The organism is Synechococcus sp. CB0101 (assembly GCF_000179235.2).
Classification (GTDB): domain Bacteria; phylum Cyanobacteriota; class Cyanobacteriia; order PCC-6307; family Cyanobiaceae; genus Vulcanococcus.
In genome coordinates this window covers 462,810-481,682 of the sequence record NZ_CP039373.1, presented here as the reverse complement: position 1 = coordinate 481,682, position 18,873 = coordinate 462,810, and the positions used below count along the sequence as shown (strand labels likewise).

At 64.6% G+C, this 18,873-nt stretch carries 20 protein-coding genes and 1 tRNA gene; 13 read left to right on the top strand and 8 right to left on the bottom strand.

Going from position 1 to position 18,873, the window contains the following annotated elements; translation table 11 throughout:
• Position 1: 1 nt before the first annotated feature.
• Positions 2–394, bottom strand: a complete 393-nt coding sequence (locus CB0101_RS02680; protein WP_010308606.1) for a DUF1257 domain-containing protein — start codon at positions 392–394, stop codon at positions 2–4.
• A gap of 108 nt (positions 395–502) precedes the next feature.
• On the opposite strand from CB0101_RS02680, the gene purN reads away from it, so the two are divergent.
• A complete protein-coding gene (purN, locus tag CB0101_RS02675; RefSeq protein ID WP_246833811.1) occupies positions 503–1,078 on the top strand; it encodes a phosphoribosylglycinamide formyltransferase in 576 nt (191 codons plus the stop codon).
• Here the strand turns inward: purN and argC are convergent.
• Positions 1,069–2,133 carry an N-acetyl-gamma-glutamyl-phosphate reductase gene (gene argC / locus CB0101_RS02670; RefSeq protein ID WP_010308613.1) on the bottom strand — a complete coding sequence of 355 codons (1,065 nt, stop codon included), beginning with the start codon at positions 2,131–2,133 and terminating at the stop codon, positions 1,069–1,071. The genes purN and argC overlap by 10 nt on opposite strands.
• A 144-nt stretch (positions 2,134–2,277) precedes the next feature.
• Here argC and ribBA point away from each other — a divergent pair, with 144 nt between their 5' ends.
• Positions 2,278–3,831, top strand: coding sequence for a bifunctional 3,4-dihydroxy-2-butanone-4-phosphate synthase/GTP cyclohydrolase II (ribBA, locus tag CB0101_RS02665; RefSeq protein WP_010308616.1), 1,554 nt, complete (start codon positions 2,278–2,280; stop codon positions 3,829–3,831).
• A gap of 15 nt (positions 3,832–3,846) precedes the next feature.
• Here ribBA and CB0101_RS02660 read toward each other — a convergent pair whose 3' ends face one another.
• Complete coding sequence (locus tag CB0101_RS02660; protein ID WP_010308618.1) at positions 3,847–4,287, bottom strand: peptidylprolyl isomerase; 441 nt, start codon at positions 4,285–4,287, stop codon at positions 3,847–3,849.
• Positions 4,288–4,355: 68 nt separating this feature from the next.
• Here CB0101_RS02660 and CB0101_RS02655 point away from each other — a divergent pair, with 68 nt between their 5' ends.
• On the top strand, positions 4,356–5,267 hold the full coding sequence (locus CB0101_RS02655; RefSeq protein WP_010308621.1) for an S-methyl-5'-thioadenosine phosphorylase: 912 nt from the start codon (positions 4,356–4,358) through the stop codon (positions 5,265–5,267).
• Here the strand turns inward: CB0101_RS02655 and murQ are convergent.
• From murQ to dnaK, 4 genes are read right to left on the bottom strand one after another with little or no spacing between them, the layout of a single operon-like run.
• The gene (gene murQ, locus CB0101_RS02650; protein ID WP_010308624.1) at positions 5,253–6,164 is read right to left on the bottom strand and encodes an N-acetylmuramic acid 6-phosphate etherase; all 912 of its coding nucleotides are present in this window, start codon (positions 6,162–6,164) and stop codon (positions 5,253–5,255) included. The two genes, CB0101_RS02655 and murQ, sit on opposite strands and share 15 nt — an antisense overlap.
• Positions 6,161–6,583: a DUF3110 domain-containing protein gene (locus CB0101_RS02645; RefSeq protein ID WP_010308627.1), complete on the bottom strand. Its 423-nt coding sequence runs from the start codon at positions 6,581–6,583 to the stop codon at positions 6,161–6,163. Before CB0101_RS02645 ends, murQ begins: the two co-directional genes overlap by 4 nt.
• A 48-nt stretch (positions 6,584–6,631) precedes the next feature.
• A complete protein-coding gene (locus tag CB0101_RS02640; protein ID WP_371413615.1) occupies positions 6,632–7,579 on the bottom strand; it encodes a DnaJ domain-containing protein in 948 nt (315 codons plus the stop codon).
• On the bottom strand, positions 7,576–9,900 hold the full coding sequence (gene dnaK, locus CB0101_RS02635; protein ID WP_010308634.1) for a molecular chaperone DnaK: 2,325 nt from the start codon (positions 9,898–9,900) through the stop codon (positions 7,576–7,578). The genes CB0101_RS02640 and dnaK overlap by 4 nt, the downstream gene beginning before the upstream one ends.
• Positions 9,901–9,991: 91 nt before the next feature.
• Between dnaK and pstC the strand changes: the two genes are divergently transcribed.
• The 3 genes from pstC to pstB are packed head-to-tail and all read left to right on the top strand — an operon-like array spanning position 9,992 to position 12,665.
• Positions 9,992–10,945 (top strand): phosphate ABC transporter permease subunit PstC, encoded by a 954-nt coding sequence (gene pstC, locus CB0101_RS02630; protein WP_010308637.1) that lies wholly within the window; start codon positions 9,992–9,994, stop codon positions 10,943–10,945.
• Between the two features lie 6 nt (positions 10,946–10,951).
• Positions 10,952–11,833 (top strand): phosphate ABC transporter permease PstA, encoded by an 882-nt coding sequence (gene pstA, locus CB0101_RS02625; RefSeq protein ID WP_010308640.1) that lies wholly within the window; start codon positions 10,952–10,954, stop codon positions 11,831–11,833.
• A 37-nt stretch (positions 11,834–11,870) separates the two neighbouring features.
• Positions 11,871–12,665, top strand: a complete 795-nt coding sequence (pstB, locus tag CB0101_RS02620; protein WP_010308645.1) for a phosphate ABC transporter ATP-binding protein PstB — start codon at positions 11,871–11,873, stop codon at positions 12,663–12,665.
• Positions 12,666–12,779: 114 nt separating this feature from the next.
• Here the strand turns inward: pstB and CB0101_RS02615 are convergent.
• A tRNA-Ser gene (locus CB0101_RS02615) sits at positions 12,780–12,866 on the bottom strand.
• A gap of 96 nt (positions 12,867–12,962) precedes the next feature.
• Between CB0101_RS02615 and CB0101_RS02610 the strand changes: the two genes are divergently transcribed.
• From CB0101_RS02610 to htpG, 7 genes are all read left to right on the top strand, one after another.
• Complete coding sequence (locus CB0101_RS02610; RefSeq protein ID WP_010308646.1) at positions 12,963–13,328, top strand: 2Fe-2S iron-sulfur cluster-binding protein; 366 nt, start codon at positions 12,963–12,965, stop codon at positions 13,326–13,328.
• Entirely contained in the window at positions 13,325–14,227 is a 903-nt protein-coding gene (locus CB0101_RS02605; protein ID WP_010308648.1) for an inositol monophosphatase family protein, read from the top strand. Before CB0101_RS02610 ends, CB0101_RS02605 begins: the two co-directional genes overlap by 4 nt.
• Positions 14,228–14,257: 30 nt before the next feature.
• Positions 14,258–15,436 carry an ATP phosphoribosyltransferase regulatory subunit gene (locus CB0101_RS02600; RefSeq protein WP_010308650.1) on the top strand — a complete coding sequence of 393 codons (1,179 nt, stop codon included), beginning with the start codon at positions 14,258–14,260 and terminating at the stop codon, positions 15,434–15,436.
• A 26-nt stretch (positions 15,437–15,462) separates the two neighbouring features.
• The gene (locus CB0101_RS02595) at positions 15,463–15,687 is read left to right on the top strand and encodes a ferredoxin family protein (RefSeq protein WP_010308652.1); all 225 of its coding nucleotides are present in this window, start codon (positions 15,463–15,465) and stop codon (positions 15,685–15,687) included.
• 14 nt (positions 15,688–15,701) lie between these two features.
• Positions 15,702–16,505, top strand: coding sequence for a DUF3598 family protein (locus CB0101_RS02590; protein ID WP_010308654.1), 804 nt, complete (start codon positions 15,702–15,704; stop codon positions 16,503–16,505).
• Entirely contained in the window at positions 16,498–16,707 is a 210-nt protein-coding gene (locus CB0101_RS02585; protein ID WP_010308659.1) for a hypothetical protein, read from the top strand. Before CB0101_RS02590 ends, CB0101_RS02585 begins: the two co-directional genes overlap by 8 nt.
• Positions 16,708–16,901: 194 nt before the next feature.
• On the top strand, positions 16,902–18,806 hold the full coding sequence (htpG, locus tag CB0101_RS02580; protein WP_371413625.1) for a molecular chaperone HtpG: 1,905 nt from the start codon (positions 16,902–16,904) through the stop codon (positions 18,804–18,806).
• Positions 18,807–18,873: the final 67 nt, after the last annotated feature.

The following is an 18,873-nucleotide window of genomic DNA, read 5'->3' as shown; positions in this document are numbered from 1 at the left end:
GTCAGCGGGTCAGACCGTGGGCGAGATCAGCCGTTGCATGGGGCACAGCCGTTGCGTGAAGCACCGCCTTTGCATCGGGCAGATCGGTGGCCAGGTTGCGCAGGGCCTGATGGGCTGCGTAGCGGCGTGTGATCGAACCGATCAAGTGTTGAAGAGAGCGGGAGCGGCCGAGCTGCTGGAGATCACCAACAAGGGCCAACTGGCCCGAAGCCTCAAGGCGCCACCCCAGCCAAATGCCCTCAGGCAGCTTCACGCGCAGAGCCACAGCCTCCCGTTGATTGGCGAAGCCGCGTAGGTGACCACCACGGATCACCGTGAGATCCAGATCCTCAAGCGCCTGAATCAACACATCCTCATCACGAAGGACGGTTGGCAGGATGGAGAGATGGGACATGGCCCGACACCCGATCCTTTGAACCCTAGCGAGCCCAACGGGTCCATCCAGTGGCCGTTGCCACCGGATCGCCAGCCAGATTCCACCCGGCCGATTCGCCTTGGGGTGATGGCCTCAGGGTCGGGCAGCAACTTTGAAGCGCTGGTGCAGGCTTGCCGGAGTGGGCAGCTGGCTGCATCGGTGTGCCAGTTGGTGGTGAACAATCCGGGTTGCGGCGCTGAACAGCGCGCCGCCCGCCTCGGTGTGCCCTGCACGCTCCATGACCACCGTCTCTTCCCCAACCGCGAGGCCCTGGACCAGGCCCTGATCACCAGCTTCCAGGCCGCTGCGGTGGATCTGGTGGTGATGGCCGGTTGGATGCGGATTGTCACCCAGGCGCTGATCGATGCCTACCCGCAACGCCTGGTGAACATCCATCCATCGCTGCTGCCGAGCTTCAGGGGCGCCCGGGCGATCGAACAGGCCCTCGAGGCTGGCGTGCAGCTCAGTGGCTGCACGGCCCATTTGGTGAGCCTTGAGGTGGACACCGGCCCGATTCTTGTTCAGGCGGCTGTGCCGGTGCTCAAAGGCGACTCAGCAGCCAGCCTGGCGGCCCGGATCCACACCCAGGAGCATCAGATCCTGCCGCTGGCGGTGCAGCTGGCAGCGGAGCGACTCGGCTTAACCGCGCTCGATCAGGGATAGAAGGGCAGGAGGGGCAGACCGGTTTCAGCCGGCAGGCCCGCCATCAAGTTCAGACACTGAACGCCCTGGCCGGCCTGGCCCTTCACCATGTTGTCGATGGCGCTCATCACGATCACCTGCCCGGTGCGGCCATCGACTTGAACGGACAGCAGGGCACGGTTGGTCTGCCGGACCCACTTGGTGGAGGGGTAGGTGCTAACGGGAAGCACCTGCACGCAGGGGGCGTGGCGGTAGGCCGCCTCGAGCAGGGTGGTGAGATCGTCAGCCGTCAAACCGGGATCCCGAAGGCGGCCGTAAACCGTGGCGAGCAGACCGCGCACCATCGGGATCAGGTGGGGCGTGAACTGCAGGGCAATCGCATGGCCGGAGGCGCGGCTGCATAGCTGTTCAATCTCACTGGTGTGGCGATGGCCCACCACGCCATAGGGGGCAACACCCTCCGAAGCTTCCGCGAGCAGCAGGTGTTCCTTGGCGGCGCGGCCACCGCCACTGGTGCCGGTCTTGGCATCGATCACGATGCCGCTCGTTTCAATCAAGCCCTGCTTCAGCAATGGCATGAGCGCCAGCAAGCTGGCCGTGGGGAAACAACCCGGTGCCGCCACCAGCCGGGTTGCGGCGATCCGCTCTGCATCCCACTCCACAAGGCCGTACACCGCCTCAGCGCAGAGATCGTGATCGCTGCGGGGGAAGGAGCGCGCCTCCGAGGCGTACACCTCGTTCCACTGCTCGAGGGAGCTGTAGCGATAGTCGGCGGAGAGGTCCACCACCTTCACGCCCCGCTCCAGCAGCGGTGGCACCAGGGTGGAGGCCAAACCATTGGGCAGGCTCAGCACCGCAAAGTCTGCGGCTGCAGCGATCGCATCCGGATCCGGTGACTGCACCACGGGATCGCCCGGCAGGGGCAGAAATGGGGTGAGCTCACTCCAGCGTTTGCCGCTGCTGCGCTCGCCACCGAGGAAGCTCACCTCCAGCTCTGGATGCCCCTGAAGCAGGCGCAGGGTCTGCAGCCCGCCATAACCGGAGGCGCCGATCACCGCAACGCGCTTGCTGGCCATGCCGGGAGGTCAAGAACGCCAGATCGTACCGGGCTCTATAAAAGTGTCTGCAAGTCGGGCCCGGCGGGCCCTCCACTCCTGAACCAGAGCACATTCCAGTTCGACACCATCGCCGATGGCCTGGCGGCGATCCGCAATGGCGAAATGGTGGTGGTGGTGGATGACGAAAATCGAGAAAACGAAGGGGATCTGATCTGCGCGGCGCAATTCGCCACGCCTGAGCAGATCAACTTCATGGCCACCGAGGCCCGCGGCTTGATCTGCCTCGCCATGGAGGGGGAGCGCCTCGATGCGCTCGATCTGCCCCTGATGGTGGATCGCAACACCGACAGCAATCAGACGGCCTTCACGGTGAGCGTGGATGCGGGACCTGAGAACGGCGTCAGCACAGGCATTTCGGCTGAAGACCGAGCCCGCACGATTCAGGTGGCCATCCACCCCGACACGCGTCCAGCCGACCTGCGGCGCCCCGGCCACATCTTTCCGCTGCGTGCCAAACAGGGCGGTGTGCTGAAGCGAGCGGGCCACACCGAAGCGGCCGTTGATCTAGCGCGGTTGTCGGGCCTCTATCCGGCTGGGGTGATCTGTGAGATCCAGAACGCCGACGGCTCCATGGCTCGCCTCCAGCAGCTGGTGGAGTACGCGCGGCTTCATGGATTGCGGCTGATCAACATTGCTGACCTGATCCGCTACCGGCTCGACACCGAGCGCTTCGTGCGCCGGCAGGCCGAGGCCACGTTGCCCAGCGCCTTTGGTCAATTCCGCGCGATCGGCTTCCGCAATGAGCTCGATGGCAGCGAACACGTGGCGATCGTGAAAGGCCATCCCGAGCAGGTTGAAGGCCCTGTGCTGGTACGGGTGCACAGCGAATGCCTAACCGGTGATGCTTTCGGCTCCCTGCGCTGTGATTGCCGCCCGCAGCTCGAGGCGGCGCTGCGGATGATCGAAGCGGCTGGTGAAGGGGTGGTGGTGTATCTGCGCCAGGAGGGTCGCGGCATCGGCCTGATCAACAAGCTGCGGGCCTATTCCCTCCAGGACGGCGGCCTCGACACCGTGGAAGCCAATGAACGTCTGGGCTTTCCCGCCGACCTCCGCAACTACGGCGTCGGGGCCCAGATCCTCAGCGATCTCGGCGTGCACCGCCTGCGCCTGATCACCAACAACCCGCGCAAAATCGCCGGTCTGGGTGGCTATGGGCTGCAGGTGGAAGATCGCGTGCCGCTGGTGATGGATCCAAGCCAGCACAATGCCGCCTACCTGCAGACCAAGCAGGCCAAACTCGGCCACCTGATGGACGCACCGGCTGTGCAGGGTCCCGCAGCCGTGTTGGCCTGGACCTGCAGCGGCGAGCTGAGCACCGATATCAAAGCCGCGCAGTTCCAGCACCTGCGCGAGTGGTGCCAAGACCACAAGCTCGAACTCGAGCTCGAAGAGCACTCGCGGGTCCTGGCTCTGCTCAATCAGCCGGATCTTGCCGTTCTGGTGACCAACGGCGATTCCGGCCAACTGGCCCAGGTACTGCACACCATGGCGACCTGGCCGGACACGGGCAGCGTCAGCCTGCTGCTAGGACCAGACACCCAGCGCACAGCACACCCCAGCAACACCCTGGAAGCGCAACGGCGGCCGCTACAGGAACTTCAGGCGGTCCAGCCGCAACTGCGGCTGGACGCTGGAACGTTGATGCGCTGGGGCTGATCCAGGCCGGACTGATCAGTCCTGGATGGTGACGCTGTTGATGCGGCTGCCGTTCTTGAGCGCCATCACCACATCCATGTTGCCGGTGTGGCCGAACACGGTGTGCACGCCATCGAGGTGAGGCTGTGCCTCATGGCAGATGTAGAACTGCGAGCCACCGGTGTTGCGACCGGCATGGGCCATGGCGAGCGTGCCGGCCTGGTGCTTCTGGCTGTTGATCTCGCAATCGATCTGGTAGCCAGGGCCGCCGGTGCCGGCCATGCCGCGAGCACCTTCACGGCTGTTGGGGCAACCGCCCTGGGCCATGAAGCCAGGGATCACACGGTGGAAGGCCAGTCCGTCATAGAAGCCGTCCTTGGCCAGCTTCACGAAGTTGGCCACGGTGTTGGGCGCATCGGCTTCGAACAGCTCCAGTTCGATCGTGCCGGCGTCGGTCACCATCACGGCTTTGGTCACAGCGGAGTCGCTCAAATCAAGGGTCAGTATGGGCGCTCCGGTAAAAGGGTGACAGGCACACCCGACCCATGGCGCACTCCACCGGTTTGAACCTCGCTGAGGCCCGTCTTGGCGTGCTCGGCGGCAGCGGTCTCTACGCCATGGAAGGGCTGGAGAACGTGCAGGAACTCACGATCGACACGCCTTTTGGTCAGCCCTCCGACAGCCTGCGGCTGGGCACCCTCGGTGGCATGGAGGTGGTGTTCCTCGCCCGCCATGGCCGTCACCACACCTATCTCCCCACCGAAGTTCCCTATCGCGCCAACATCTGGGCGATGCGATCCCTGGGGGTGCGCTGGATCCTCTCCCCCTCGGCGGTGGGCTCCCTGCAGGAAGCCGTGAAACCGCTCGACATGGTGGTACCGGATCAATTCATTGACCGCACCCATCAGCGGCCCATCAGCTTTTTCGGTAACGGTGCCGTGGCCCACGTCGCCCTGGCGGATCCCTTCTGCCCCAGCCTGAGCCGCCTGTTGGCCGATGTGGCCGACAGCCTGATGCCGCAGGGGCGGAACTTGCATCGGGGCGGAACCTATCTCTGCATGGAGGGACCGGCCTTTTCCACCCGCGCCGAATCCAACCTCTATCGCAGTTGGGGTTGCTCGGTGATCGGCATGACCAATCACACCGAAGCCCGCCTCGCCCGTGAGGCCGAGATCGCCTACGCGACGCTCGCGATGGCCACCGACTACGACTGCTGGTACGCCGATCACGACAGCGTGACGGTGGAGATGGTGATCGGCAATCTGCGCGCCAACGCCGCTCTGGCCACCGAGATCGTGCGCACCACCGCTGAGCGCATCGGCGTGCAGCGGCCCGCCAGCCCAGCTCACAACGCCCTGCGCGATGCGCTGATGACCCCGGCTGATCAGGTGCCGGCCGCCACGCGCCGCAACCTCAATTTGTTCACTGAACCCTATTGGGGTTCATTCGAGGGCTGATCGGAGCTGTCCGTCGCTGCGCTCCAGCAGCTCACGGGCTGCTGAAGCACTGATGCCCTGACGGGCCATCAACAGCGCCAGCTTCACCGAGCCCTGGCTCTGCTCCAGCAGCTGACGGCCCTGGACGCGCTCCACTCCAGCCAGATCGGAGAGGATCCGCAGAGCCCTGTCCTCGAGTTTGCTGTTGGTCACAGCCACATCAACCATGCGGTTGCCGTAGACCTTGCCCAGGCGCACCATCACGCCGGTGCTCAAGATGTTGAGCGCCATCTTGGTGGCGGTGCCCGCCTTCAGGCGGGTGGAGCCGGTCAGCACTTCGGGGCCCGTGAGCAAGCGGATGTCGATGTCGCAGGGCATTGGCACCTGCTCAGCCGGCACGCACGCCATGGCAATCGCCAGCGCACCGATGCTCCGGGCATGGCTCAGGCCACCATGCACGTAGGGCGTTGTGCCGCCCGCTGCAATCCCCACGAGCGCATCGCCGGCCTGGAACTCCCGAGCAATCAGGTCGTCACGCCCTGCATCGAACAGATCCTCCAGGCCTTCGGAACTACGCAGCAAGGCTGGTGCGCCCCCAGCCAGAACGCCCTGCACCAACTCCGGCGGACTGCAGAACGTGGGCGGGCACTCCGCTGCATCCAGCACCCCCAGGCGACCTGAGGTGCCGGCACCCAAATAGAAGAGACGTCCACCCGTGCGCAGACGTTCAGCGATCGCATCGATGGCGGTGGTAAGCGCCGGGGCTGCAGCCGCCACGGCCTCCTGGGGCCGGCGATCCTCCTCCACAAACACGGCCACTAGATCACGGGTGCTCAGGGCATCGAGATCGGAGCTCAGCGGGTTGGCCTGCTCTGTCAGCAGATGGCCCCGTTGTACATCGGCAAAGGCGCCGCTCACAGCAGCCCCTCAAGCCGGCGGCGGAAGTCTTCGAGTTCGGCATTGCCGGTGCTGATCGGTTCCTCCGCGGCCGCAACGGCTGGTTCAGCAGTGGGATCCTCCTGCTCGCGCCAGGTGGTCACATCCATATTTTTCTCGGGCGGCGCGATCAGCAGCCGGTCTTCAGCGGTTTGCGGCAGGAATCCAGCCGGCACAAAACGCGCTTCGTAACCCGCACTGCTGCAGAACTCCTCCATCTCCCGCCGCTCGATCGCCTCAACGGTCGGGGCAGGGAAGTCTTGTGCTTCCAAAAGGCCGGCGTAGCGCTCGGCGTCGTCGCGATCCTCAAACAGCAGAACCACGGTGGTGCCATTGAGCTCAAGGGAATGAATGCCCTCGTTGTCGCTGCCGGCATCGAACAGCAGGACGTGAACCGACATCGTGGAGCGAACGCTGGGTTCAGTGTCTCACTGATGGGCGGAGTCGGCTCAGCTCCGTTCACCATCGAGTTCCGCCGCCAGCTGCTGCAAACGGGCATACAGAGCCTCCTCGGCTTCGGTAAGGGCCGAGGGCACCACCAAACGCACTTCCACCAGCTGATCGCCGCGCTGCTCACCCTGTTGCAATCCACGGCCCCGCAGGCGCAACAAGCGGCCGCTGGAGGAGCCCGGCGGGATCCGCAGCTGCACGGGACCATCCAGGGTGGGGACCACCACCGAACAACCCAAGGCCCCTTCAGCGGGGGAGAGATCGAGCTGATACAGCACGCGCAGACCATCAACCCTGAGGCCCTCCGGCGTCCGCACGCGGAGTTGCAGGAAGTGGTCAGCCCCACCCGGGGCCACGCCCGCCAGTCGCAAGCGCCAGCCATCTCCCGCCATCGCCGGGGTCCACACCTCCACAGCCGTGCCGTCCGGCAGGTCGATTTCGACCCGCTCCCCTTGCAGCGCTTGCTCTGGGGTGAGCTCCACCAGCGACTCACAATCACTGCTGGCCACCACCGGCGGCGGCGGCGGTGGGGCTGTGGTCACTTCACTGCGGCCACGGGGAGCCTGATCGGGCTCGTCATGCGGGTCGCTGTCGCGATGCGGAGCGGAACGGCGCTGAGGGATGCCGAACAGCTCCTCGATGTAGTCGTGAAAGTCCGGGAATCCGTGAGCGAAGGGATCGAGGCCAGCTGCCGCCGCATCAGCGGTATCGAGCCCTTGCTCCCATTGCTGCCGCCGCTGCGGATCACTCAGAACGGCATAGGCCTCGTTAACGGCCTTGAACTGCTCCTCGGCGTGGGGGTCATTGCCATTGAGATCCGGGTGCCAACGCCGTGCCTGTTGGCGGAAGGCCCGTTTCAGCGCCTGTGAATCGGCGCCAGGATCCAACCCCAACACCGACCAATGGTTCACGGTCGTCCGCGAGGGGGCACTGCTCACCGAGCTCAATCCTCAGCCCAGGGATCCCCCTCAAACGGGGCCGGGCGAGCGGAACGGCGTTCCTGCTGTCCAGAACGCTCCGCAAAACGCTCCTCTCGACCGTCGTCTCGCTCATCAGGAGCCTGGTCGTAAGAGTCCCGGTCGTTGGTGGCGGGCTCGTAGCGATCTCTGTCGTAACGATCGTTGTCATAGCGATCGCTGGCGTAGCGATCGTTGTCGAATGGGTCTCGCGCGTAGCGGTCGGGTTCGTAAAAAGCGCTGCGGCTTGGGATCGACTCCTGGCCGTAGCCATTGCGCTCACGCAGATCGTCGTAACGAGGCGTTGGCACAGGGGCAGGGCGGTTCCAGTCGTCAGCCCCCCAACCACTTCTGCCGGCTCCCCAGCTGGGTTCGGCCCAGGGATCACGCCCACGGCTGCGGGAATCCCAGTCATCCCAGTCGTCGTCGGCGAACAGTTCGTCCTTGAGGGATCCCAGGGTGTTCTTGAGGCCCTGCAAGGGGCTGCTCTCCTGCTTGCGCTCGCTCGCCAAGCGGCGGTTGAGCCCGTAGAGCGCCTCCTGCAGCTGGCTCACCGCCAGATCGAGATCACCCAGATCGCCGGACGACAACTGATCCTGCACGTCGCGCACCGCAATTTCCACAGCCCGTTGCTGGCGTTCAGCGCCATAGGGGCCCAGCTCCAGGGCTGCATCACGGAGGCGGCGCTCCGCTTGGGCCACCAGGGTCTGCGCCCGGTTGCGGCGATCGATCTCCGCCTTGCGGCGACGGTCTTCGCTGGCCTTCTGTTCCGCCTCTTCGATCAGGGTCTTGATCTCGTCCTCACTGAGATTCGAGCCCCCCTGAATGCTCACGCTCTGCTGGCGGCCCGTGGTGCGGTCTGTGGCTGAGACCTGGAGCAGTCCATTGGCATCGATGTCGAACGACACCTGCACCTGAGGAACCCCACGCGGTGCCGGCGGAATGCCGGATAGGCGGAAACGGCCAAGGCTTTTGTTGCCCTCGGCCATCTGGCGCTCCCCCTGGAGCACATGGATCTCCACGGAGCTCTGATTCGCTTCTGAGGTGCTGAAGACATCGCTCTTGCGCACCGGAATCGAGGTGTTGCGCGGAATCAACACCTTCATCACGCCACCGATGGTCTCCAGACCCAGTGAGAGGGGCGTGACGTCGTTGAGCATCAGGTCGCGCAGTTCACCCGTGAGGATCCCGGCTTGAACAGCCGCTCCGATCGCCACCACCTCATCGGGATTCACCGATTGACAAGGCTCGAGCGGAATCAGGGTCCGCACCATTTCCTGCACCATCGGCATGCGGGTGGAGCCACCAACCAGCACCACGTCGTCGATGTCTTCAGCGGCCAGGCCGGAATCGCGCAGGGCCCGCTGCACCGGGCGCAGCAAGCGGTCGAGCAGGTCGGGGCACAGGCCTTCGAAGGTGCGCCGCTCGAGACTGGTTTCGATATGAAGCGGACCGGCTTCAGCGGTCGCAATGAAGGGCAGCGAGATCGGCGTGCTCTGCACACCACTCAGCTCGATCTTGGCTTTTTCCGCGGCTTCGGTGAGCCGCTGCAGGGCCTGGCGATCGCGGCGGAGGTCAACGCCGTGCTCGCTCTGGAATTGATCAGCCAGCCAATCAACGATGCGCCGGTCCCAATCGTTGCCGCCTAATTGGGTGTCGCCGCTGGTGGCCTTCACATCGAACACCCCCTGGGCGATGCGCAGCACCGACACATCAAAGGTGCCGCCGCCAAGGTCGAACACCAGCACGCGCTTGACCGTGCTGCGATCAAAGCCGTAAGCGAGGGCCGCCGCTGTGGGCTCGTTGAGAATCCGCTCCACGCTGATACCAGCCAGGCGGCCCGCATCGCGGGTGGCCTGGCGCTGGGCGTCGTTGAAATAGGCCGGCACGGTGATCACCGCCGCTTCCACCGGCTCTCCCAGATAGGTGCTGGCGTCATCCACGAGCTTGCGGAGGATGCTGGCCACCAGCTCCTCAGGCGCGTACTCCCGTTCCGTCGCGGGACAGACCACGCGCACATTGCCCTGGTCGTTGGCCCGCACCGTGTAGGGAACCGAGAGGCTGCTCTCCTCCAGTTCGTCCCACTGCCGCCCCACGAAGCGCTTGAGGTTCGCGAAGGTATTGCGGGGGTTGAGCACCAGTTGGCGGCGCGCCAATTGCCCCACCAGCAGTTCAGAGTCTTTGCTGAAGCCCACCACCGATGGCGTGGTGCGTCCGCCTTCGGCGCTGGCAATCACCTGAGGGCGGCCGCCCTCCAGCACCGCCACCACCGAGTTGGTGGTGCCCAGGTCGATGCCAACGATCCGTGCCAACTGACTGACTGCGCCCCAGGGATTGTTGCCTAAGCCCTAACGCTAACGGCCCTGCGCCAGAGCTTTAGATTTGGGCCAGGTAAAGATCCCCATGGCCGCGGGTGCCCGCCCTGAACTCTTCTCGCAGCGGCGGCGTCCCCCCTGGGAACTGCTGATCGATCGGGGCTTCCAGAAACTGGCCGTGGTGCTCGCCTCGGTGGTGGGCCTTGTGCTGATCGGCATTTTGTTCACGGTGCTCGGAGGGGCCCGAGAAGCAATCGGCCGCTTCGGGCTTGCCTTCCTCACCACCTCCAACTGGGACCCGATCGGGGAGCACTACGGCGCCTTCACGGCCATCTATGGCACGGTCGTGAGTTCGCTGCTGGCCCTGGCGATCGCCGTGCCGCTCGGGGTGGGCACCGCCATCTTTCTCACTGAAAACATCATTCCCCTGGCGATTCGGCAGGTGCTTGGGGTGATGGTGGAGCTGCTGGCGGCCATTCCCTCCGTGGTGCTTGGTCTCTGGGGCATTTTTGTGATGGAGCCCTTCCTCCGGCCCGGGCTCACGAGCCTCCATCAATGGTTGGGCTGGCTGCCCTTCTTCTCCACAACCCCGCTTGGGCCGGGGATGGCCCCGGCCGTTTTGATCCTGGTGGTGATGATCCTGCCGATCATCACGGCCATCTCCCGCGATTCCCTGCAGCAGGTGCCGCTCACGCTGCGCCAGGCCGCCTATGGCGTGGGTACCACCCGCTGGGGAGCGATCGTGCATGTGATCCTGCCGGCGGCGATTTCTGGCATCACCGGCGGTGTGATGCTCGCCTTGGGCCGCGCCATGGGCGAAACCATGGCGGTGACGATGCTGATCGGTAACTCCAACAACTTCAGCTTCAGCCTGCTGGCACCGGCCAACACGATCTCGTCGATGTTGGCCAATCAGTTCGGTGAAGCCGATGGCCTGCAGGTCTCGGCCCTGATGTACGCCGCGCTGGTGCTGATGGTGCTCACCCTGGTGGTCAACCTGCTCGCCCAGGTGATCGTGCGCCGGTTGAGCCTCAAATACTGAGCGCCGATGACCTCCTTTAACCGCGGCTCCCTCACCCTGCAGCCCTCCCTGGCGCGCAACCGCTGGAATCAGCTGCTCACGATCACGGCGGGTCTGTTCACCGCCCTGGCCGTTCTGCCCCTGATCGTGGTGATCGCCTATGTGTTGTTCAAGGGTGGCTCCCTGATCAGCCTGAAGCTGCTCACCGAGTTGCCTCCGCCGCCAGGGCTGGATGGTGGTGGCATCGGCAATGCCATCCTCGGCACCTTGATCGTCACTCTGGTGGCGGCGCTGATTGCGGTACCAGTGGGTGTCGGTGCCGGTATGTATTTGGCGGAATTCGCCTCTGCCGGCTGGTTTGCCCGCTTCGTGCGCTTTGGCACGAATGTGCTGGCCGGTGTGCCCTCCATCATCTGCGGCGTGTTCGTGTACGGCCTGATCGTGAGCACACGCCTGTTCTTCAATCAGAGCTACAGCGCCCTCGCCGGCGGCATCGCCCTTGCGGTGTTGATGCTGCCCACGGTGATCAAAACCACCGATGAGGCACTCAAGCTCGTGCCTCAGGAACTGCGCTGGGGAGCGATGGGCGTCGGTGCTTCGCGCTTCATCACGATCACCCGCGTGACGTTGCCGGCCGCCTTCTCCTCGATCGCCACAGGCGTGGTGTTGGCGGTGGCGCGGGCAGCCGGTGAAACGGCTCCCTTGATCTTCACGGCGCTGTTTTCACCGTTTTGGCCTGAAGGCTTGTTCAACCCGATCGCGTCGATGTCGGTGTTGATCTACAACTTCGCGATCATGCCCTACGACGCTCAGATCGCTCTGGCCTGGGCGTCGTCGTTTGTGTTGGTGGTGATGATCCTTCTGGCCAATCTGTTGGCCCGCTGGCTGGGCCGTTTCAGCAACACCTGAGCTCACCGCTTCGTTTCTCTTCCCAGCCTTGATCACCATGTCGCCTGCCTCCACCACCGCCTGCTTCAACCTCGAGAACGTGAGCATCAGCTACGGCAGCAACGTGGCTGTGCGTGGTGTGTACATGGAGGTCCCCCGCGGCAAAGTCACCGCCTTCATCGGCCCATCGGGTTGTGGCAAGAGCACGGTGCTGCGTTCCCTCAACCGCATGAACGATTTGATCGAGGGTTGCAGCCTCAAGGGCCGGGTGCTGTTCGACAACCAAGACCTCTACGCCCGCGATGTGGATCCGGTGGAGGTGAGACGCCGTATCGGCATGGTGTTCCAGAAACCCAACCCCTTCCCGAAGAGCATCTACGAAAACATCGCCTTCGGCGCCCGCATCAACGGGTTTCGTGGGGATATGGATGAGTTAGTGGAGCGCTCCCTGCGCAAAGCGGCCCTCTGGGATGAAACCAAAGACAAGCTCAAGGTGAGCGGTTATTCGCTCTCCGGCGGGCAACAGCAGCGCCTGTGCATCGCCAGGGCAATCGCGATCGAGCCGGAGGTGATCCTGATGGATGAGCCCTGTTCAGCGCTCGACCCCATCTCCACCTTGAAAATCGAAGAGATGATGCATGAGCTCAAGAAGAGCTACACGATCGTGATCGTGACCCACAACATGCAACAGGCCGTGCGCGTCAGCGACATGACCGGGTTCTTCAACGTCACCGCCAACCCTGACAGTGACGGCAAGGTGGGCTGCCTGGAGGAATTCGCCGAGACCGAACAGATCTTCAATGCCCCCAAGCAAAAGGCAACCCAGGATTACGTCACCGGACGCTTCGGCTGAGTTGCTAACAGCGCCATCGGCAGGGCGGTGTTGCATCCCTAGCGATCCGCAATCTGAATCACTTGAGGCACAAAAAAACCGCCCAGAGGGCGGCTGGTCCGAAGACCTTAGAAACGGAGAGGGAGGGATTCGAACCCTCGATAGAGTTGCCCCTATACAGCATTTCCAGTGCTGCGCCTTCGACCACTCGGCCACCTCTCCGCGGGAGGGGGGCTTTTGCTGCGTCAACAAGTGACGCGGCTGCGCGGGGCAACGATGAGAATGTAGCAGTCACCACGTCCTTCGCTGGTTGCGGCTATGCGCACCTATCCGATCACGGTCCATTGGCGGCAGGAAAACCGCACCATCGCCCTGGACGTGCCGGAAGGGGAATACATCCTGCGCAGCTTCGAGCAGCAGGGTGAGCCGCTGCCCTTCAGTTGCCGCAATGGCTGCTGCACCGCCTGCGCCGTGCGCGTGCTGGAGGGTTCGATTGATCAGCGCGAGGCACTGGGCCTCTCCCGCGAGATCCGCGCCCAGGGATATGGCCTCCTTTGTGTGGCGCGAGCCACCGGGCCGCTGGAGGTGGAAACCCAAGATGAAGACGAGGTTTACGAGATGCAGTTCGGCAGGCACTTCGGCCGTGGCAAGGTGCGTGCCGGCCTGCCCCTCGATGAGGAATGAGCACACCTGACCAGCAGCGGCTCTCGGATCAGAGCGCCGAGGCCAGTGGCCTGAAGCTGGCGGAGCTGGAGCAGCTCGCCGATGTGGCGCAACGCGCGGCCGAGGCCGGAGCGGCGCAGCTGTTGAACCACTTCGGACGCTTGGAATCCATCCGGGAAAAGGGACGCGCCGGAGACCTGGTTACCGAGGCGGATGTGGCCGCTGAGCAGGCGGTGTTGGCTGTGCTCGAGCACGGCACCCCGGATCTCGGTGTTCTGGCCGAGGAGAGCGGGCGGCGCCCCGGCAAGGGCTCGGCGCTGGAGTGGTGCGTGGATCCGCTCGATGGCACCACCAACTACGCCCATCGGTACCCCTTTTTCGGCACATCAATCGGCCTCACCTGGAACGGCCAGCCGCTGCTGGGGGCCCTGGCGGTGCCGGCACTGCAACAGTTGTATTGGGCCGCTCCTGGGCTGGGAGCCTGGTGCAACGGCAGCCGCATCCAGGTGAGCCAGTGCACAAGCCTCGCGAGCTCCCTGCTGGTGACCGGATTTGCCTACGACCGGCACGAGCGGCTCGACAACAACTACGCCGAATTCGCCTGGTTTACACACCGCACCCGGGGGGTGCGCCGTGGTGGGGCGGCGGCCGTGGATCTGGCCTTTGTGGCCGATGGCCGTCTCGATGGCTATTGGGAGCGGGGCCTCTCGCCGTGGGATCTGGCGGCCGGCGTTGCCCTGGTGGAGCAGGCCGGTGGTGTGGTCTGCGCCTATGACGGCAGCCCAGCGCACCTGGCGGAAGGGCGCCTGATCGCCTGCAGCCCCGGTTTGCGCCAAGCCTTGATCGAGGGGCTGGCTGATTGCCAGCCCCTCAGCGGTGCCAGCTTCGGCGCCCCGGAACTCGATAAGGCCGCTCCATAGGATCAGCCCCAGTTCGAGCGCTCAGATCCGATGGCCCTGCAACCCGCTGCCGGCGCCAGGGATCTCAACCCGCGCGAAGTGGATGGCAATCGCTGGCTGTGCGATCAGCTGGCCGAGGTGTATCGGCGCTGGGGCTATGCCGAAGTAGCCCCGCCGCTGGTGGAGCGCTTGGAAACCCTCGAAGCCGGTGGCGGCATTCGCGATCGCGAGTTGGTGCGACTGGCCTCCGATGAACCTCTGGGCTTACGGCCTGAGATGACGGCCTCCATCGCTCGGGCTGCTTGCACCCGGCTCGCGAGCCGGCCCCGCCCCCTGCGCTTGTGGAGCAGCGGGGCCGTTTTCCGCAGCGCCCTCAGCGATGTGGGCCAACCCCGGCTGGAGGAGCGACTCCAGAGCGGTGTGGAACTGCTTGGTGCCGACGCCACTCAGGCACTGGTTGCGGACGCGGAGCTGCTGCGGTTGTTGCTCGCCTGTCTGCGCCAGCTGCAGATCACCGCAGACCACCAACCCACACTGCTGCTGGGCCACCACGGCATTCTCAGTGCACTGCTCGATCAGGTGCCGGCGCAGCAACGCCTGGCCACGCGCCAGGCCCTGATCAACTTCGATCCACTCGCTCTGGCCGATCTGGAACTGCCGGGCCACCAACGCCAGGGATTGCAGCAGCTGCTGCGGCTGCGGGGTGACACCAAGGCCGTGCTCTACCAACTGGAGCAATTACTGGGCCCCTCGAGCCTGCTGGAGCAATTAGCGGGCACCCTCAACAGCGTGGCCGCCGTGGCTGCTGGGCAGGGCGTCAGACTCCAGCTCGATCCGAGTTTTCAGCCCCACTTCGACCTCTACGACGGTCTGGTGCTGAAGTTGGTCTGCCAGGGCCCGGTGGCTCCAGTGCCCCTGGCCAGCGGAGGTCGTTACGACGCGCTGGTGGCGCGCTTCGGTGGAGCGGCTGGTGGCATGGGTTTCAGCTTTGATGTGGAAGCGATTCGCGAGCTGATCGGCACCGAAGCCAGCGCACCCGAGCGCCCCGCCGCCACACTCGTGGCCTACGGCACAGAGGGTCAACTGGGCGAGGCGCTCGATTTACTGGAAGCACTGCACCGCGACGGTGCACGGGCTGAATTGCTGCAGAGCCCCTGCGCTAGTCGAGCCGATGCGGAGGCGGTGGCTGCAGAACGCGGCTGCGCCGCCTGCCACTGGATCGGTTCCTAGGATCCCGGCACCCGCAGTCCTGACCGATGGCCCACACGATCGTCACCGACGTCTGCGAAGGGGTGGCTGATTGCGTGGATGCCTGCCCGGTGGCCTGCATCAACCCCGGCAGTGGCGCCAACGCCAAAGGAACCGGCTTCTATTGGATCGACTTCGACACCTGCATTGACTGCGGCATCTGCCTGCAGGTGTGCCCGGTGGAAGGGGCGATTGTTCCTGAAGAGAAACCCGATCTGCAGCGCGCCAGCTGAGACCGAGGCAGCTCATGTCGAGTCAATGGGACAACTTCCTGCGCAACCTGGGTGCGTTGCGCGGCAGCTTCGCCAGCCTCGATGCCACGGGCGCCGTGGTGGAGGAGACGCCCTCGATCCTCACGTTGGAGCGGGGAGAGGAAGAGCGGCTGGTGCACTTTCGGCTACGCCGCTTCGCCGATGGTGATCTGAACGGCGAACCCAGCCGCGACATGAGCGAGGACTACCGCAACCTCGGGCGGCAGGTGGTGTTCTTCGAAAGCGGCACGTTCTGCAAAGGACGCTTGCAGGTGGCACCGGGTACGCCCTTCGGCGGCGAATTCGGATTCATCGATGGCGACCGCCGCCACCGCCTGGTGCAGCTGCATAACGACGACGGAACCTTCGCCAACCTGGTGCTGATCCGCGAATGTCGCGCTGGCAGCGACGCCCAGGAACGGCCTGCGCTCACGCTCGATCAACTGCAAGGAAGCTGGAGCGGCAACGCCGCCACGATCACAGCGGATTGGCCCGAACCCGACCAGGCCTGCTGCCGCTTTGAAGTAACTGGAGGCGATGAGGGCACCCTGCGCATCCAAACCAGCACCGGTGCCAGCAACGACAGCGTTGAGGCCGGCAGGTCAGACCCGCTGCTCCAACTCACCTGGATGGCGGATGGCGGTTATCACCTCACCCCGCGCCGCGTGGATCACCGCACTGCGTTTTCGGTGGAGGCCGGATGGCTCACCGCTCCGGATCGACTGGAGCGGCTGATCCGCCGCTATGACGCCAGCGGCGCCTGGACATCAGCTACCCAGATCATCGCCACGCGTGACTGAAGCCTCCGGCCAAGACCGGCTGCAGCAGCTTGGACGCTTTGGGCTGCGAGCCCTGCGCATTGCCGCCAGCACGGTGTCGCTGATCGAGCTGCTCCGCTCCGAGTGGACCGGTGGCATCGCCGCCGGCGTGGCCTGGCTGGTGTTCGTTCAGGTGGAACGCCGCTGGCCACCCCAGCAAGAGAAGCCCACACCAGGGCCTTAATGGATCCCCATTGGGAGCTGAGACGCCCTCTCGTTCAGCTGCGCCTGCTGTTGAGCAGCCAGCTCAAGTCCGCTGGCTGAGCCACATCAACTGAACATGGCCCGCTGAGGGGGCGGTTTCCTGCCCATGGCGGCCCCTTGGCGGGCTGGCCTGCCCCGGGTGAGTCTGGAGCCACGTTGCTTTTTCACGCTGTGGTGCTGCAGGCGGAACAGGGCCAGATCCAGATCCACACCGAGAACATCTTCCCGATCATCAAAAAGGCCGTCTACAGCGGTCACGAGGTGTTCCTGCGGGAGCTGGTGAGCAATGGCGTGGATGCCATCAGCAAACGCCGCATGGCGGCCATGGCCGGCGACTGCAGCGAAGGAGCTGAAGGCAAGATCTCGATCTGCATCGATCGCGACGCCAAGACCCTCACCATTTCCGACAACGGCATCGGCATGAGCGCCGATGAGGTGAAGCGCTACATCAACCAGGTGGCCTTCTCCAGCGCTGAAGACTTCCTCGAGAAATACAAACAGGAAGACGACGCCATCATTGGCCACTTCGGCCTGGGCTTCTACTCCAGCTTCATGGTGGCCAAGCAGGTGGAGCTGGTCACGCTGTCGGCCCGCGATGGCAGTGAAGCCGTGCGCTGGAGCTGTGATGGCTCCCCTAACTTCAGCCTGGAAGCCGCTGAGCGCAGTGAGCCCGGCACCGACGTGATTCTGCATCTGATGGAGGAGGAGCTCGAATACATCGAGCCGGCCCGCATCCGCACGCTGATCACCACCTACTGCGACTTCATGCCAGTGGAGGTGCAGCTTGAGGGTGAAACCGTGAACAAGCGGGAAGCCCCCTGGCGCAAGAGCCCCCGCGACCTGAGCGACGACGACTACATCGAGCTCTACCGCTACCTCTACCCCTTCCAGGGCGACCCGTTGCTCTGGGTGCACCTCAACACCGACTACCCCTACAACCTGCAGGGCATCCTCTACTTCCCCAAATTCAGCGGCCGCGCCGACTGGGAGAAGGGCGAGATCAAGCTCTACTGCAACAACGTGTTCGTCAGCGACTCGATCAAGGAGGTGGTGCCCCGCTACCTGCTGCCCCTGCGCGGCGTGATCGATTCTCCCGACATCCCGCTGAATGTGAGCCGTTCAGCCCTGCAAACCGACCGCCGCGTGCGCTCCATCGGCGGCTTCGTGGCCAAGAAGGTGGCGGATCGGCTCAAGCAGCTGCACCGCGATGAGCCCAAGCGCTACGCCGAGATCTGGGAATCCCTGGCCCCCTTCATCAAGATCGGCGCCATGGAGGACGACAAGTTTGCCGAGCAGGTGGCCGATCTCGTGCTGTTCGGCACGACCGCCGCTGCCGGTGAGGGCGACAGCCCTGATCCGATCCCCGGCGACAACAACAAAACCTTCACCACCCTGGCGGGCTACCGCTCACGCCTGAGCGCCGACAACGACAAGCGCATCCTCTACTGCACCGATGAGGCCGGTCAGGCCGGTGCACTCGCTCTCTGGAAGGGCCAGGGCGCTGAGGTGCTCCTGGCCGACACCTTCATCGATACCCAGTTCATTCCCTGGCTGGAGTACCGCCACGAGGAGCTGAAGTTCCAGCGGGTCGACAGCGAGCTCGACGACTCCCTGCAAGAGAAGGAGAGCGAACTGGCCGATGCCGATGGCAAAGACAGCTCCGAAAAGGTGCGAGACCTGTTCAAGAACGCCTTGAACAACGACAAGGTGACCATCCAGGTGCAGGCCCTCAAGGGCGACAACGCTCCCGCCGCTCTCATCCTGCTGCCGGAGCAAATGCGCCGCATCAATGACATGGGCGCCCTGATGGAGCAACGCCTGCCCGGCCTGCCGGATCACCATGTGCTGCTCGTGAACCGCAAGCACCGGCTGGTGGAGGGCCTGCTCAAGCTCTCGGCTGGCTCGGTGATCACCGGCGCCAGCGGCAGCTCTCCCAGCCAGCAGTTGGCCGATGAGCTCAGCCGCCATGTGTACGAAATGGCACGGCTGGCCGTGGGCGGCCTGGAGCCCAACCAACTCGCCGGCTTCCAGCAACGCAGCTGCGATCTGATGGGCCAGCTGATGGATCGGGGCCTCTGAGGCCGCGTGCCGATTTGACATCCCAGGAGCTTCAGGGGATGGTGGAAACAGCCCGTGTAGGCCACCT